Genomic DNA, 15,986 nt, shown 5'->3' with positions numbered 1-15,986 from the left:
GAACAAACCAACGCATGTCTTCGCTCCCTGCACGGGCCAGAGCAGGGTCGCACTTCAGAAAGCCGAGCGTCATTCCCGGTTTCGGGCTGACGTTCGGCTTCAGTGTTGCCTATCTGACCCTTCTCATTCTCATTCCGCTTGCGGCATTGGTGCTGCGTTCCACCGAAGTCGGGCTTACCGGTTTCTGGCGCCTCGTCACCGACGAGCGCACATTGAGAGCGCTTGAAACGAGCTTCGGCACCGCCTTCATCGCGGCGCTGGTCAATGTCGTCTTCGGCGTCATCCTTGCCTGGGTTCTGGTGCGTTATCGGTTTCCGGGACGGCGGTTCGTCGATGCCATCGTAGATATTCCGTTTGCTCTGCCAACGGCAGTTGCGGGTATTGCGCTGGCCGCAATTTATGCACCGAATGGCTGGATCGGCAGCCTGCTGGCACCGTTCGGCATTCGCATCGCTTTTTCGCGGGCGGGCATCGTTATTGCGCTGATCTTCATCGGTCTGCCCTTCGTCGTGCGCACCGTCCAGCCGATCATGGAGGAAATCAGCCGCGAGGTCGAAGAGGCGGCGGCAACCCTTGGCGCATCCCGGTTCCAGACGATCTGGCGGGTGCTGCTGCCGAGCCTTCAACCCGCCATCCTCACCGGCTTCGCGCTCGCCTTCGCACGCGGCGTCGGCGAATATGGCTCGGTCATCTTCATTGCGGGCAATACGCCTTATGTCTCGGAAATTGCGCCGCTTCTGATCGTCATCAAGCTGGAGGAATATGATTATGCCGGGGCGACCGCGCTCGCCACGGTGATGCTCGCGCTTTCCTTCGCGATGCTGCTTTTCATCAATCTTATCCAGTCGTGGACACGGAGGAAATATGGTCATGGCGAATGAACCTGTCTCTGCCGCTCCTCGCAACAGCCGAAGCGCTGTCACCGAAAGTCTGCCGACGCGTATCACGCTGATCGCTCTGGCGCTGGCTTTTCTGGCTCTCTTCCTCATCCTGCCGGTCATTGCGGTCTTCGTTGAAGCCTTCCGCAAGGGAGCAGGCGAATATCTGGCAGCACTGGTCGAGCCGGATGCCTGGGCTGCGATAAGGCTCACGCTCATGGTGGCGGCCATTGCCGTGCCGCTCAATCTGGTCTTCGGCATTGCAGCCGCCTGGGCAATCGCGAAGTTCGAATTTAAGGGCAAGGCGCTGCTGACGACGCTGATTGATCTGCCCTTTTCCGTGTCGCCGGTTATTTCCGGTCTTGTTTTCGTGCTGCTTTTCTCAAGTCACAGCCTGCTCGGACCGTGGCTGTCACGGCATGGGATTGAGATATTGTTTGCCGTTCCGGGCATCGTTCTGGCAACGGTGTTCGTCACCTTTCCGTTCGTCGCACGCGAACTGATACCGTTGATGCAGGAGCAGGGAACCGGCGATGAGGAGGCGGCGATTTCGCTCGGCGCCAATGGCTGGCAGACCTTTCGCTATGTGACGCTGCCCAATATCAAATGGGGGCTGCTTTACGGCGTGCTGCTCTGTAATGCCCGTGCAATGGGTGAGTTCGGCGCTGTTTCCGTAGTCTCTGGACATATTCGCGGTCTCACCAATACGATGCCGCTGCATGTGGAAATTCTCTACAACGAATATAACTTCGTCGGTGCATTCGCGGTGGCGTCGCTGCTGGCCTTTCTGGCGCTCCTGACACTCGCCATCAAGACGGCGCTGGAACTGCGTTATGGCGATGAACTGGCCGGCAGCGGAAACGGGCACTGACATCTAAACGAGCAATTGGCCGCGCGGCGGCAAACATAAAGCATAGTCCTGCTATGGCAGACGGAAGGATTGGGAATGGAAGTTCGTGTTGCCGGTGTGCGTAAGGAGTTCGCTCGCTTCCCGGCGTTGCATAATGTCTCGCTGGATATTCGTTCCGGCGAGCTGATCGCTTTGCTGGGGCCTTCCGGTTCGGGCAAGACCACGCTTTTGCGCCTGATTGCCGGGCTGGAAACGCCGACCGAAGGCACCATCTTCTTTGGCGACGAAGACGCGTCGCAGAAGAGCGTTCAGGAGCGCAATGTCGGCTTCGTCTTCCAGCATTATGCGCTGTTCCGCCACATGACGGTGGCAGACAATATCGGTTTTGGTCTGAAGGTGCGCCCAAGCGCGACGCGTCCGTCGAGTGACGATATTCGCAGCCGCGCGCTGGAATTGCTGGATCTCGTCCAGCTGCAGGGACTGGAGAAGCGTTATCCGGCACAGCTATCCGGTGGTCAGCGCCAGCGCGTGGCGCTTGCCCGCGCCATGGCGATTGAACCGAAAGTTCTGCTTCTCGATGAGCCGTTTGGCGCGCTTGATGCGCTGGTGCGCAAGGAACTGCGCCGCTGGCTGCGCGAAATCCACGACAAGACCGGTCACACAACTGTTTTCGTGACTCACGATCAGGATGAGGCGCTGGAGCTCGCCGACCGCGTGGTGGTGATGAGCCAGGGTCGTATCGAGCAGGTTGGCACACCGGACGAAGTCTATGACAATCCGAATTCCCCCGGCGTCTATGGCTTCATCGGTGAGTCCAGCACGCTTCCGGTGCGGGTCGAAAAGGGCGAGATCTGGCTTGTCGACCGCAATATCGGCCTAACGGTCCAGGATGTGGCGGATGGTGATGCGCAGCTCTTCTTCCGCCCGCACGATGTCGAATTGCTGGACGGTTGCGGCGGCTGCATCGCAGGCACGGTGGTGGCCAGCCGTCGTTCGGGCGGCAAGCGGCGCGTCGAACTGGAAGTAGGCGGCGCACGCGAGCGGGTCGAGATCGAAATTCCAGCCGAACATCCGGCGGCGGAGAAAAGCCGCATCGCATTCCGACCGCGTTACTGGAAGCTTTTTCCGGCCAGCGAAACCGGTTCCTGATCGTCACTTTCCGGTGAACCGAAACGCAAGGCCCGGCAGACATGCGGTGATTCCCGAATGTCTGCCGGGCCTTTCCGTATTTCAGGGCATGAGCCTGTCGCGATGAAATTTTCCAGCGCGTTACCTGCGGTAGTATTATTTTTATTTTCAATATGTTAGGGTTGCAGGAAACGGGGTGTTCCATAACGCAACATTAATGGGCGGAAAGAATTGTGCGTTGCTATTCAAACGGTTTGAAGATCAGCACATTGCGCCGTCGCATTTTGGCCAAATGCGGTCGACATTCAGGGAACCGAACACGGATACTGCCGTTTCCTTGAAATGAAAATTCGGAATAATGTCAGTATCCACCCGCCGCAGATAACTCATTTCCTTCGGAAAGGCTGTTAAGGCAGATGCCGGAATTGTCTTCTTCGCTCTCCAAATCAACCTCTACCGAGAATAAATCGCCGATGCCGCAATCTTCGATGGAACCCAAATCCAGCGAGCCCGATGCGTCGGGCCGGATTCCGCCTGAACAACCATCCCCCATCCGGGCCTTGTACAAAACCGAGGAAGAGCTTGGCGCGCTTGCCGCTGCCGTGGCGCGGGGCGAAGACATTCCGCTGCCGGGTTATATTGCCTTCCCGTTCGATCAGCGCCTGTCCGAAAACGGCAAGCTGATCCTGCATGCCTATCGCGCCTCCGATGCGGCGTCGCGTGCGGGCGAAACCATCACGCCAGCCGCCCAATGGCTGCTCGACAATCACTATCAGATCGACAAGAACGTGCAGCAGGCCCGTCGCGACCTGCCGCGCCGCTTCATCCGCCAGCTGCCGCTCTACAAGGCCCCGGTCGAAAAATATGAAGGTATGCCGCGCATTTTCGCGCTGGCCTGGCTTTATGTCGCCCATACGGACAGCAATTTCTCGCTGAAGACGCTGACGGCCATCGTCAAGGGTTTCCAGACTGTGGAGCCGCTGAAGATCGGCGAATTGTGGGCGCTGCCGTCTGCGGTGCGCTATTTCCTGATCGAGAATGCACGCCGTCTGGCGCTGCGCGTCGACCGCGCGCGCATCATGCGCAATCTCGCCAATACGGCTGCCGACCGCATCGTGGTCGCTGCCGACGGAGCCGAACTGGATTCGGTTTTGGCGCAATATGCCGATGCCGCCCGCGACAGCACGTTCGCGACCCATCTTCTTTATCGCCTGCGTTCCTCATCGACCGACACCACGGCTGCAGCAAGCTGGCTGGAACGGATTCTGGAGCAGGAGGGCAGCAATCCGGAAGATGCCATCGTCGAGGAACATGCCCGCCAGTCTACTGGCGGCGTCACGATGGGCAACGTCATCCGCAGTCTGAAATCCATTGACGACGTTGACTGGGAAACCTGGTTCGAAACCGTCAACGAGGTTGATGCGATCCTGCGCGACCACAGCGATTTCGAGCTTCTGGATTTCCGGTCCCGCAACGCCTATCGCGTGACCATCGAAAAGCTCGCCCGCTATTCGAATATGAGCGAGATCGACATCACATGGGCAGCGCTCAAGCTGGCCGAAGATGGACATCGTGCGGAAAAAGCGGGTCATCCCGAAGCCGAAGGCAAGGGCGCAATCGCCTATTACCTGTCCGGTGAAGGCCGCAAGGAGCTTGAAAAAGTCTGCGGCTATCACGCGCCTTTTGGCGTCAAGGCGCTGCGGTTCTATCGCGGCCTTGGCCTCTGGGGCCTGTTTATCCCGACGGCGATCTTCACAATCCTCATTCTGTTGCTCGTCAATTACTGCATGATCCGCGCCGGTCTTTCGACCGATCTGCGCACGCTGTTCACGCTTCTGGCGATCTTCCCGGCAATGGATGCGTCCTATTCGTTGTTCAATGCGCTGGTGCCGTGGTTCGTTCAGCCGACACGGCTCATCGGTTTCGAATATAAGGAAGGCTTGCCGGAGGAGGCGCGCACGCTGGTCGCAGTGCCGACCTTCATTACCTCGCGAGATTCCATCGATGAGCAGATCCGCAATCTCGAAGTCCATTATCTCACCAATCCGCGTGGCGAAATCTACTTTGCGCTGGTCAGCGACTGGACCGATGCGAAGCAGGAAATCACGCCTGCGGACATGGAAATCTATGAATATGCCCGCGAGGAAATCGCCAAGCTCAACGAGCACTATACCGGCGACGACCAGCCGCGCTTCTTCCTTCTGCACCGCCGCCGCCTGTTCAATGAGAAGCAGAATTGCTGGATGGGCTGGGAGCGCAAGCGCGGCAAGCTGCATGAGCTGAACCTGCTTCTGCGCGGTGACCAGGATACAAGCTTCTTCCCCGCCGACGAGCGCCTGCCGAAGGAAATCAAATATGTGATGACGCTGGACGCCGATACGCGTCTGACGCCGGAATCCGTCACACATCTGGCCGGCAAGCTCAGCCATCCGCTGAACCGACCGATCATCGACGAGAAGACCGGCAAGGTCGTGCGTGGCTACGGCATTTTGCAGCCGCGTGTCACGCCTTCGCTCACCACTGGCGACGAGGCGTCGTTCCTGCAGCGCGTCTTCTCGGTCAATCGCGGGATCGACCCTTATGTCTTCGCTGTGTCCGACACCTATCAGGATCTGCTTGGCGAAGGCACCTTCACGGGCAAGGGGCTCTACGACATCGACGCTTTCGAGGCGGCGCTGAAAGGCCGCGTGCCGGAAAACACGTTGCTCAGCCATGACCTTCTCGAAGGCGGCTATGCCCGCGCGGCTCTCGTCAGCGACGTCGAAGTGGTCGAGGATTATCCGACCGGCTACAATGTCGACGTATCGCGTCACCATCGCTGGGCGCGTGGCGATTGGCAACTTCTGCCTTGGCTGTTTTCGACGAGCCGTGGCGTCAGCCACATCACGCGCTGGAAGATGGTCGACAATCTGCGCCGCTCGCTCAATCCGATCCTGTGGCTGGTCGCAGCCGTCGTCGGTTGGAGCGTGCTGCCAATCGGGCCTGCTGCCGTCTGGCAAGGCTTCCTCATTCTCTCCATGTTCGTCGCGCCGACATTCGGTATTGTCACCAATCTTATTCCATCGAACATGGACTATTCGCTGAAAGGCCATGCGCAGTCGGTGCTGACCGATATCGCGCTCGGCACGGCTGATGTGGCGCTGCGCACCACTTTCATCGCGCATTCGGCGTTCCTGATGGCGGATGCCATTGCGCGCACCGTCTATCGCCTGTTCGTTTCGCATCGCAATCTTCTGGAATGGCGCACGGCAGCGCAGGCGAGAACCTCGCCCGATACGCTGCTTTACTATTTCCAGCTCATGTGGCCCGCCATAGCGATTGCGGGTCTGGCGATCTTCTTCCCGCTTGCTGCCCAAAGTCATGCGGCAATGATCGCAGCACCGTTTGCCGTCATCTGGTTTGCCTCGCCGCTGATTGCTTGGCTGGTCAGCCGTTCGGCCAAGCCGCAGGACACGCTGGAAGTGCTTTCTTCCGACAAGTCGGACCTGCGCCGCTATGCACGCCGGACCTGGCGTTACTTCGCCGAGTTCGCAAACGACGAAAACCATCATCTGCCGCCAGATAACTTCCAGGAAGACCCGGCGCCGATTGTCGCGCAGCGCACGTCGCCGACCAATATCGGTGTCTATCTTCTGTCCGTTGTCGCCGCGCGCGATTTCGGCTGGATCGGCTTCGGTGAAACGCTGGATCGCGTTCAAGCCACTGTCGATACACTTGAGAAGATGGAGAAGTATCAGGGCCATCTCTACAACTGGTACGAGACCAATACGCTGACGCCGATGCGCCCGCTTTATGTCTCTGCAGTCGATAGCGGCAATCTTGCCGGCCATCTGGTCACGCTGTCGTCTGCGCTGGAAGAATGGGCGGAAGCACCGTCTGTCTATATGCAAGGCGACCTCGACGGCATTCTTGATGTCAATGACATCCTTGAAGAGTCCATCGCCAAAATCCCGGATGATCGCCGGATTCTGCGTCCGCTGCGCCGCCGTCTGGAAGAGCGGATTGCCAATTTCCGCCGGGCGGTACTGTCCATCAAGGATGAGCCGGAAACGGCGTCCTTCCGCACCATCAACCTGTCGCTGTTCGCAACCGATATCGTTCGCCTGATGGACGAACTCGATGGCGAAATCGAAACACCGGCAAGCGCTGAAGCCGTGGAATGGGCGCGCATTCTCGTCGATACCTGCAAGGCACATACCGAGGATTCCATCGGCGAGCATGACACGGATGCGCTGCGCGAGCGTCTGCGCGATCTCGCAACCCGCTCGCGCCAGCTCGCATTCGACATGCAGTTCGGCTTCCTTGAACGGAAAGAACGTCGCCTTCTCTCCATCGGTTTCCGCGTGCAGGAAAACGAGCTGGACGAAAGCTGCTACGATCTTCTGGCGTCAGAAGCGCGTCTGGCAAGCCTGTTTGCCATCGCCAAGGGCGACGTACCTGTTGAACATTGGTTCAAGCTTGGTCGTCTTCTGGTGCCGGTAGGCTGGAAGGGCGCTCTGCTCTCCTGGTCCGGCTCGATGTTCGAATATCTGATGCCGCCGCTCGTCATGTCCGAGCCGCTCGGTTCGCTTCTCGACCAGACCAACAAGCTCGTGGTGCAGCGCCAGATCGACTATGCAACCTCGCGCGGCCTGCCATGGGGTATTTCGGAAGCGGCGTTCAATGCGCGCGACGCGCATATGAACTACCAGTATTCCAACTTCGGCGTGCCGAACCTCGGCCTGCAGCGTGGCCTGTCGCGCAATGCGGTTATTGCGCCCTATGCGAGCCTGCTTGCCGCGCAGTATCAGCCTGCTGCCGCTGTCGCGAACTTGAAGCGCCTTGCCAAGCTCGGTGCGCTCGGACGCTATGGCTTCCACGATTCGGTGGACTTCACGCCGTCGCGTGTTCGCGAAGGCGAACTCTGTGCTGTGGTGAAGAACTACTACGCCCACCACCACGGCATGGCGATCATCGCAGTCAACAACGTGATCTTTGAAGGCCGGATGCGGGAGCGCTTCCACTCCGATCCGGTGATCGAGGCTGCCGAACTGCTCCTGCAGGAAAAGGCGCCACGCGAAATCCCGATGATCTACGCCAAGACGGAAAATCCGATGCGCGTGGATTCCGGCGGCTTCGACGATGCGCCGATGCGGATTGTCGACAAGCCGTTCAAGGCGCCGCGTACCACGCATATGATGTCGAACGGACAATATGCGCTGATGGTGACGGCAAACGGCTCGGGCTACAGCCGTTGGCACAATTGGGACATCACCCGCTTCCACGCCGATGCGTCGGAAGACCTTCAGGGCACGTTCCTGTTCCTGCGCGACATGGAAAGCGGATACTGGTGGTCGGCGACCGGCGAGCCGGTCCGCAACCCCGAAGAGGAAACCAAGACGGTCTTCACCGAAGACAAGGCGGAATTCTACAAGACCGCCGGTGACATCAAAACCGTCATGGAAGTGATCGTATCGTCGGAATCCGATGGCGAAGGCCGCAGGCTCGACATCATCAACACGTCCGCCCGCGACCGCATGATCGAGGTCACCTCCTATGCGGAACTGGTGCTGAACGATAGCGACAGCGATGCCGCCCATCCGGCCTTTGCCAAGATGTTCGTGGAAACCGAAATCTCCGATAACGGTTCGACCATCTATGCCAAGCGCCGCAAGCGGGCGCCGTCCGATCCGGATATCCACGTTGCGCATTTCGTGACCGATCTTTCCGGCTCGATCCGCGAAACGGAAGTCGAAACCGACCGCCATGCCTTTGTCGGGCGTGGTCGCAGCTTGCGCGATGCGGCCGCCTTCGATCAGGGTGCCAAGTTCACCGGCAGCCAGGGTTGCGTGCTCGACCCGATTGCTTCGGTGCGCACACGGGTTCGCGTTCCGGCGCATAAAAAGGTAAGTCTCGTGTTCTGGACCTTCGCAGGCGGCAGCCGCGATGCGGTGGAACATGCCGTGGCGCTGCATCGCCATCCGGAAACCTTCGCCCGCGAATATTCCCTGTCATGGACCAGTTCGCAGGTGCAACTCTACCATATCGGCATCAAGCCTGCCGAGGCTGCCGATTATCAGAAGGTGGCTGCCTATCTGCTCTATCCGGAGCGGACATTGCGTCAGCCGCCGGAAACTATCGCCAGCGGCCTCGGCAAGCAATCCGACCTGTGGCCGATGTCGATTTCCGGCGACTATCCGATCTTTGCGCTGCGCATCGACAACGAAGCTGATCTCGACGTGTTGCGCGGTGTGCTGCGCGCGCAGGAATACTGGCGCAGCAAAGGCCTCACGGTCGATGTCGTGGCGGTTAACGAGCGTGCCTTCTCCTATGCGCAGGATACACAGCGCGCCATCGACTGGATCGTTGAAGGCTTCCGCGCCCGTGGTGGCGGCCAGCCGCACATCTTTGCGGTTCGCCGCGACCAGATGAGTGACGAAAGCTACAATACGCTGCTCGCCTCGGCGCGCATCGTCATGCATGCGCAGAATGGCTCGCTGGCCGAGCAGCTGCGTCGCAGTGAGGAAATTACCGTCGATCTGGCGGCGCGCGATGCCAAGACCGCAATTGTCGGTCAGACATCCGCCCAGGGTATCGGGGCTGCAGGATTGGCTCCCGTCGCCATCGAACGCGGAACGGAAGAACGCCGACCTGTGGTCAAGCCTGCGGTAAACCGTCCTGCTCCATCCGGTGACGATCTTCGCTTCTGGAACGGCTATGGCGGCTTTGCCGAGGATGGCTCTTATGTGGTGCGCATCAACAATCGCACCAACACGCCGCATCCATGGATCAATGTGATCGCCAATCCGAATTTCGGGTTCCATGTCTCGGCGGAAGGCTCGGCCTTCACCTGGGCAGGCAATAGCCGCGATTATCAGCTCACCCCATGGGCGAACGACCCGGTTACGAACCGTCCGGGCGAGGCGATCTATATCCTCGACCGCGAAACGGGCCGCACCTTTGCGCCGACGGCAAGTGTGCTGCGCGACGAGGCAGTGACCTATGAAGCGCGTCATGGCCACGGCTATTCGAGCTTCGCAGCACAGCATGGCGAACTGGCACTTGATCTCACCCACATCGTGGATGCGGACAAGCCAGTGCGTCTGTCGCGCCTGACCGTCACCAATAACGGGCGTTCCAAGCGCAGGCTGCGCGTCTATGGCTATGTGGAATGGGTGCTGGGCAATGCCCGCTCCAAGAACGTGCCTTTCATCGTACCTTCGCAGGACGAGGAACTGGGCGCGCTCTTTGCAGGCAATCCGTATCATCCGGACAAGTCCGGGCAGATCGCCTTCTTTGCTGCAACCGAAAAGCCGCAATCCGTCACTGCCGACCGCAGCGAGTTCATCGGCACCACCGGCTCGGTGGACAAACCGGAAGTCGTTCTGGCTGGCAAGGCGCTTTCGGGTACGGTTGAAGCAGGTCGTGATCCATGCGCCGCGCTCGCCCTCGATATCGAAGTGGGGCCGGGTGAAGCGCGTGAGATCGTCTTCCTGCTCGGCAATGCTGCCGATCAGAAACAGGCTAAGGCGCTGATCGCCGAGACCCGCAAGGTTTCGTTCGGCGATAAGCTCGCTGCCGCCAAGCAGCAATGGGATGGCCTGTTCGACCGCGTTCAGGTAAAAACGCCAGACCCGGCTTTCGACCTTCTGGTCAATGGCTGGCTGCCCTATCAGGCGATTGCCTGCCGTATCTGGGCGCGCGCTGCCTTCTATCAGGCAAGTGGTGCGTTCGGCTTCCGCGATCAGTTGCAGGACACGCTGTCGCTGCTTCTGATCGATCCGACGCTTGCCCGTGCGCAGATCCTCAATGCCGCATCGCGCCAGTTCCCGGAAGGCGATGTTCAACATTGGTGGTTGCCCGCAACAGGTGCTGGCGTCCGCACACTGATCTCGGACGATGTCGTCTGGCTTGGCTATGGCGCTTCGCTTTATGTCGAGACGACGGGCGACCGTGCGATCCTTGATGAAAAGCTGCCGTTCCTCGAAGGGCGCAAGCTGGAAGAGGGTGAACACGATGCCTTCTATCAGCCGGAAATCTCCAAGGACACAGTAAGCCTTTACGAGCATTGCGCCCTGGCGCTCGATCTTGCTGTCGAGCGAACCGGCAAGCACGGCCTGCCGCTGATCTTGGGCGGTGACTGGAACGACGGCATGAATCTCGTCGGCGTGAAGGGCGAGGGCGAGAGCGTGTGGCTCGGCTGGTTCCTCGCCTATACGCTCGGCAAATTCATCCCGATTGCCGAAGCGCGCAAGGACAAGAAGCGCGTCGATATCTGGAAAGCACATCTGGAAAGCCTGACGAAGGCCCTCGACCGCGATGGTTGGGATGGTCAATGGTATCGTCGCGGTTTCTACGACAACGGCGCGCCGCTTGGCTCGAAGGACAGCGATGAATGCCAGATCGATGCCATCGCCCAGTCCTGGAGCGTGCTGTCGGGCGTTGCCGATCCGAAACGCGCCGAACAGGCCATGGTTTCGCTCGAAAAATATCTGCTGGATGACGAAGGCGAATTGCTGCGTCTCTTCACGCCGCCTTTCGACAGGACCATTCAGGAGCCGGGCTATATCAAGGGCTATCCGCCTGGCGTTCGCGAGAATGGCGGCCAGTACACGCACGGCGCGACCTGGGCCATCATGGCGCTCGCCCGCATGGGCAAGACGGCCGAGGCATGGCGTCTGTTCTCGCTCATCAGTCCAGTCAGCCATGGCCGCAACCCGGATATCTACCGCGTCGAGCCTTATGTGATCGCAGCCGATATCTATTCCGTCGAACCGCGTCGCGGACAGGGCGGCTGGACCTGGTACACCGGTTCCGCTGGCTGGTTCTACCGTGTTGCAACGGAGGGTATCCTCGGCGTCACAAAACGCGGCGATCGCCTGCATCTCGACCCGGCCTTGCCGCCGGAATGGCAAGGCTATGAAGCCGAGCTCCGCTTCGGCGAAGCGCTTTATCGCGTCAAGGTCGTGGCCGGTGCCCCCGGTGCTAAAGACAAGGTGGTCAAGCTCAACGGTCGCAAGGTCGGCAAGCCGGAAGAAGGCGTGCCGATCAAGCCGGACGGCGAACATGAAATCGTCGTAGAGCTTCCCAAACAGAAGTGAACCGATTAAAAAGGCGGGTGAAAACCCGCCTTTCTTTTTGCTGCAATTCCTTTTGGGGGCGGTTGCAGTACATGTTCATGCAATGGAGGCCGTCATGGCCAAGACTGATATTGCGCGCCGCGTCTACAATCACGCATGGAAGCTCGATCCCATCGTCCGCAGCCTTCTGGATACGGACTTCTACAAGCTTCTGATGCTGCAGATGATCTGGGGTCTTTACCCCAAGGTGGACGCAACCTTCTCGCTCATCAATCGCACGACCTCGGTGCGCCTTGCCGATGAGATTGATGAGGGCGAATTGCGTGCGCAGCTCGACCACGCCCGCACGCTGCGCTTTTCCAAGAAGGAAATGATCTGGCTGGCGGGTAACAGTTTCTATGGCCGCAAGCAGATTTTCCAGCCCGAGTTTCTCAACTGGCTGCACGATTTCCAGCTTCCGGAATATGATCTGCGCCGCAAGGACGGCCAGTATGAGCTGCATTTCCATGGACCGTGGTCGCACACGACCATGTGGGAAATTCCGGCCCTTGCCATCATCAACGAACTGCGTTCGCGCGCGGCAATGAAAAACCTCGGCCCGTTTTCGCTCGACGTGCTTTATGCGCGCGCCAAAGCGAAGATGTGGAGCAAGGTCGAGCGCCTGCGCCAGCTTCCCGGCCTGAAGATTTCCGACTTCGGCACGCGCCGACGCCATTCCTTCCTGTGGCAGCGCTGGTGCGTCGAAGCTCTGAAGGAAGGCATCGGCGATGCCTTTACCGGCACCAGCAATGTGCTTCTGGCCATGGATACGGACCTAGAGGCGCTCGGCACCAATGCGCACGAACTGCCGATGGTGCTGGCAGCACTTGCCAAGAATGACGAGGAACTGCGCTCAGCCCCCTATCGCGTGCTGCAGGACTGGAACCGCTACTATGGCGGCAATCTTCTGATCGTTCTGCCTGATGCTTTCGGCACGGCTGCCTTCCTGCGCAATGCGCCGGACTGGGTTGCCGACTGGACCGGCTTTCGTCCCGACAGCGCCCCGCCCATCGAAGGCGGCGAGCGCATCATCGAATGGTGGAAGTCACGCGGCAAGGACCCGCGCGAAAAGCTGCTGATCTTTTCCGACGCGCTTGATGTGGACACGATTGAGGAGACTTACCGTCACTTCGAAGGGCGTGTGCGCATGAGCTTCGGCTGGGGCACCAATCTCACCAATGATTTTGCAGGTTGCGCCCCGAAGGAAATCGAAGGGCTGAATGCGATTTCGCTGGTCTGTAAGGTGACGGATGCCAACGGCCATGCGGCGGTCAAGCTTTCCGACAATCCGCAAAAGGCGACCGGCGACCCCAAGGAAGTGGCGCGTTATCTTAAGTTCTTCGGAAATGAAGAGCGGGTGGAGCAGCTCGTCCGTGTGTGACGAGCTGCAACGAGAGATTAAAGCGCGTTTCGATCTGACTGGATCAGATCGGCGCCCTAATCCTTTGTTTTGACGCGCATCTTTTCTGATCGAAGCAGGATCAGAAATCAGTCCAGTGGACTGATTTCCCTGCGTAGGCGTTTCACACTTTTCGGGATGCGCTCTATTCTATCAACCGTGCGGTGCCGGAAACGCGGATAGAGCCGCCACGCTCATTGCCGATCTGGGCGCGCAAGTGTGACGGGCTGCCCATATCCTCGCCCTGAAAGACTTCGATCTCGCCACCGTGCGGCCAGCCGCTATCACGCAGATAGGCGGCAAAGGCCGCTGTGGCCGCACCAGTTGCCGGGTCCTCATAAACCCCGCCGGATGCAAACGGGTTGCGGCTGTGGAAGCGCTTCGGCGTTTCCGAATAGATGAGCAGGATCGTCGTCCAGCCCTGCCGCTTCATCAGGATGCGCCCGCGCGCCATGTCGTAATGCATCGAAGCCAGCTTTTCGCGTGAACGAAGCGGAAGCACGATATGGTCGGCCCCGGCATGGATCAGAGCCGGTGCAAGGCCGGGCGCCAAGTCTTCTTTCTCGAAACTGAACAGTGCCAGCGCCTGTTCCACTTCCGCGTCATTGGCGGCACGCTGTCGTGTCGGTGGCGATTGCAGGCTGGCTGCAAACAGCTCGCCTTCCTTGCGGCCTTCGACGCTGATATCGTTATTATTGAGCTTGAGTGCGAAACGTCCATCGCCCATCCGCATGGCCAACGCAGCGCCAAGAGCAATAGTGGCATGGCCGCAGAACGGGACTTCCATTTCCGGCGCAAAATAACGAACGCGCCAGCTATCGCCGTCAGGCGCAGCAAAGGCTGTTTCGGAAAAGCCAACTTCCTTTGCGATTTTCTGCATATCTTGCGGGGAGGGCAGTCGGTCGGCGATCAACACTCCAGCGGGATTGCCACCCTGATTGCCTTGCGAAAAGGCTGCAATACGCAACACGTCCAATGGTTTCTCCTCGCCAGTCTGATTCGTGTCCCGCCCACCTCTATAAAAAGCGTGAAATGTGGCTGGTCAAGCAGTCTGTCGGCTAGTGTGGCGAATTCGAAATTCGCATCACTTAGGAGCAGCGCCGTGAACGAATTTCGGATTCAAAGCCACACTAGTAACATATTGAATCTAGTGTGGTTTACGGATTTGAAGTTCCTCAACGCGGATGCCTCGCAAATGACAGGAACTTCAAATCCACCACACTAGCGGAGACTATCAACAGCATAGGTCGCTCCATTTCCTCCGACAGTGCCGGCCATGCTGCGATCTGATCTGGCGACGGGCGCCATTCCTCCAGCCGATTGATGGCAAACCCCGCTTCGATCAGCGCGTTGACTGTCGTGCTAAGGCGGCGGTGATACTTGATGACGCCCTCTGCCAGCCAGTCAGTTTGCCGCTCACCTTCCGCGGCATAATGATCGACCGGCCAGCGTTTCTGGCCATTGCCTTCCTCGATCCAGCCCGGCGTAAGCGGCGCCATGAAGATCGGATGCTCGATCGTGAAAACAAAGCGACCTTCTGGCCGCAAAGCTGCATGGATCGTTTTCAAAAGGCGCGGCAAATCGCGAATATAGTGAAAAGCCAGGGAGCTGTAGACGAGATCGAAGCTTGCTTCCGGCAGTTCCAGCTCTTCCATATCCGCCTGAATATAGCGAACGGCATCGTCCGGCGTGTCGCGGCGCGCGCGTTCGAGCATGTTTTCCGAAAGGTCGTATCCGGAGACGGAATATGCACCCTGTTCGCGGGCGAAGCGGCAAAACCAGCCAAAGCCGCAACCGAGATCGGCAACGTCACAGCCGGTCAGATCGGGCAGGAGCGAGCGTACAAAGGGCCATTCAGGCGCGCCTTCCAGCCCGTGTACCGAGCGCGGCAACTGGCTGTAAGCGGTGAAGAAGTCGTCGCGATCATAAATATTCTGGGCCATGGTCTATCGTTCGGTCAGTGCAAGTTTTGCCCCGAGCGCGACGAAGGCGGCGGCAAAGCTGCGGCGCATCCATGCAAGCACGGCGGGGCGTGAGATGATCTGGTTACGGACGGCAGCCGCGAACACACCGTAGAACGCAAACACCACGAATGTCATGGCCATGAAAACGAGAGACAGTTCCACCATGCGGGCAACCGTCCCGCCCTGCTGCGTATTTACGAATTGCGGCAGGAAGGCAAAGAAGAATATCGACAGTTTGGGATTCAGCAGATTGACGAGGATCGCCGACCAGATGACCTCGCGGTCCGAACGCGGCGCGTTGTCGGTCTCGATCTTCAGTGTGCCGTGTTCCTTGAGTGTCATCCACGCCATATAGAGTAGATAGGCGACGCCTGCATATTTGATGATCTCGAAGGCGAGTGCGCTGGCATGGAGCAGCGCTGCCAGTCCTGTCACGGCAGCCAGCATATGCGGCACGATGCCGAGCGTGCAGCCGAGTGCTGCGATGATCGAGGCCCGTGCACCACGAGACAGTCCTGCCGCAAGTGTCACCAGCACGCCAGTGCCGGGGGAGGCGACAATGATGAAGGATGTCAGCAGAAATTCGATGCTCATGATGTTCTGGACTCCTGTTCGGACCTTGTCGGAAAAGGCCGACGCAGGCCAGACGCATCATGTCACGGCTTCGCC

The 15,986-nt window shown here is 59.2% G+C and carries 8 protein-coding genes; 5 read left to right on the top strand and 3 right to left on the bottom strand.

From position 1 onward, the window contains the following. Positions 1-14 precede the first annotated feature (14 nt). From cysT to pncB, 5 genes are all read left to right on the top strand, one after another. On the top strand, positions 15-881 hold the full coding sequence (gene cysT / locus HWX93_RS02325) for a sulfate ABC transporter permease subunit CysT (RefSeq protein ID WP_176036380.1): 867 nt from the start codon (positions 15-17) through the stop codon (positions 879-881). Beyond that, on the top strand, positions 865-1,749 hold the full coding sequence (gene cysW, locus HWX93_RS02320; protein ID WP_151645859.1) for a sulfate ABC transporter permease subunit CysW: 885 nt from the start codon (positions 865-867) through the stop codon (positions 1,747-1,749). Before cysT ends, cysW begins: the two co-directional genes overlap by 17 nt. A gap of 75 nt (positions 1,750-1,824) precedes the next feature. Continuing rightward, the gene (locus HWX93_RS02315; protein ID WP_176036379.1) at positions 1,825-2,877 is read left to right on the top strand and encodes a sulfate/molybdate ABC transporter ATP-binding protein; all 1,053 of its coding nucleotides are present in this window, start codon (positions 1,825-1,827) and stop codon (positions 2,875-2,877) included. A 395-nt stretch (positions 2,878-3,272) separates the two neighbouring features. Continuing rightward, complete coding sequence (locus tag HWX93_RS02310; RefSeq protein WP_176036378.1) at positions 3,273-11,936, top strand: GH36-type glycosyl hydrolase domain-containing protein; 8,664 nt, start codon at positions 3,273-3,275, stop codon at positions 11,934-11,936. A gap of 94 nt (positions 11,937-12,030) precedes the next feature. Then, positions 12,031-13,335, top strand: a complete 1,305-nt coding sequence (gene pncB / locus HWX93_RS02305; protein WP_109989257.1) for a nicotinate phosphoribosyltransferase — start codon at positions 12,031-12,033, stop codon at positions 13,333-13,335. 163 nt (positions 13,336-13,498) lie between these two features. On the opposite strand, the gene HWX93_RS02300 is transcribed toward pncB, so the two are convergent. From HWX93_RS02300 to HWX93_RS02290, 3 genes are all read right to left on the bottom strand, one after another. Then, positions 13,499-14,329, bottom strand: a complete 831-nt coding sequence (locus HWX93_RS02300; protein ID WP_176036377.1) for a PhzF family phenazine biosynthesis protein — start codon at positions 14,327-14,329, stop codon at positions 13,499-13,501. A 199-nt stretch (positions 14,330-14,528) separates the two neighbouring features. Beyond that, a complete protein-coding gene (locus tag HWX93_RS02295; protein ID WP_176036376.1) occupies positions 14,529-15,296 on the bottom strand; it encodes a class I SAM-dependent methyltransferase in 768 nt (255 codons plus the stop codon). Between the two features lie 3 nt (positions 15,297-15,299). Further along, the gene (locus tag HWX93_RS02290; RefSeq protein WP_176036375.1) at positions 15,300-15,911 is read right to left on the bottom strand and encodes a LysE family translocator; all 612 of its coding nucleotides are present in this window, start codon (positions 15,909-15,911) and stop codon (positions 15,300-15,302) included. Positions 15,912-15,986 lie beyond the last annotated feature (75 nt).

This window comes from Brucella tritici, assembly GCF_902825325.1.
Lineage (GTDB): Bacteria > Pseudomonadota > Alphaproteobacteria > Rhizobiales > Rhizobiaceae > Brucella.
The sequence above is the reverse complement of the archived record's forward strand: the minus strand, read 5'-3'. Positions and strand labels throughout refer to the sequence as shown.

What these genes read in the sequence shown, in the direction of transcription:
- HWX93_RS02310 (WP_176036378.1), top strand. Translation starts at nt 3,273, where the DNA reads ATGCCGGAATTGTCTTCTTCGCTCTCCAAATCAACCTCTACCGAGAAT.
- cysT (WP_176036380.1), top strand. Translation starts at nt 15, where the DNA reads ATGTCTTCGCTCCCTGCACGGGCCAGAGCAGGGTCGCACTTCAGAAAG.
- HWX93_RS02295 (WP_176036376.1), bottom strand. Translation starts at nt 15,296, where the DNA reads ATGGCCCAGAATATTTATGATCGCGACGACTTCTTCACCGCTTACAGC.
- HWX93_RS02290 (WP_176036375.1), bottom strand. Translation starts at nt 15,911, where the DNA reads ATGAGCATCGAATTTCTGCTGACATCCTTCATCATTGTCGCCTCCCCC.
- HWX93_RS02315 (WP_176036379.1), top strand. Translation starts at nt 1,825, where the DNA reads ATGGAAGTTCGTGTTGCCGGTGTGCGTAAGGAGTTCGCTCGCTTCCCG.
- cysW (WP_151645859.1), top strand. Translation starts at nt 865, where the DNA reads ATGGTCATGGCGAATGAACCTGTCTCTGCCGCTCCTCGCAACAGCCGA.
- pncB (WP_109989257.1), top strand. Translation starts at nt 12,031, where the DNA reads ATGGCCAAGACTGATATTGCGCGCCGCGTCTACAATCACGCATGGAAG.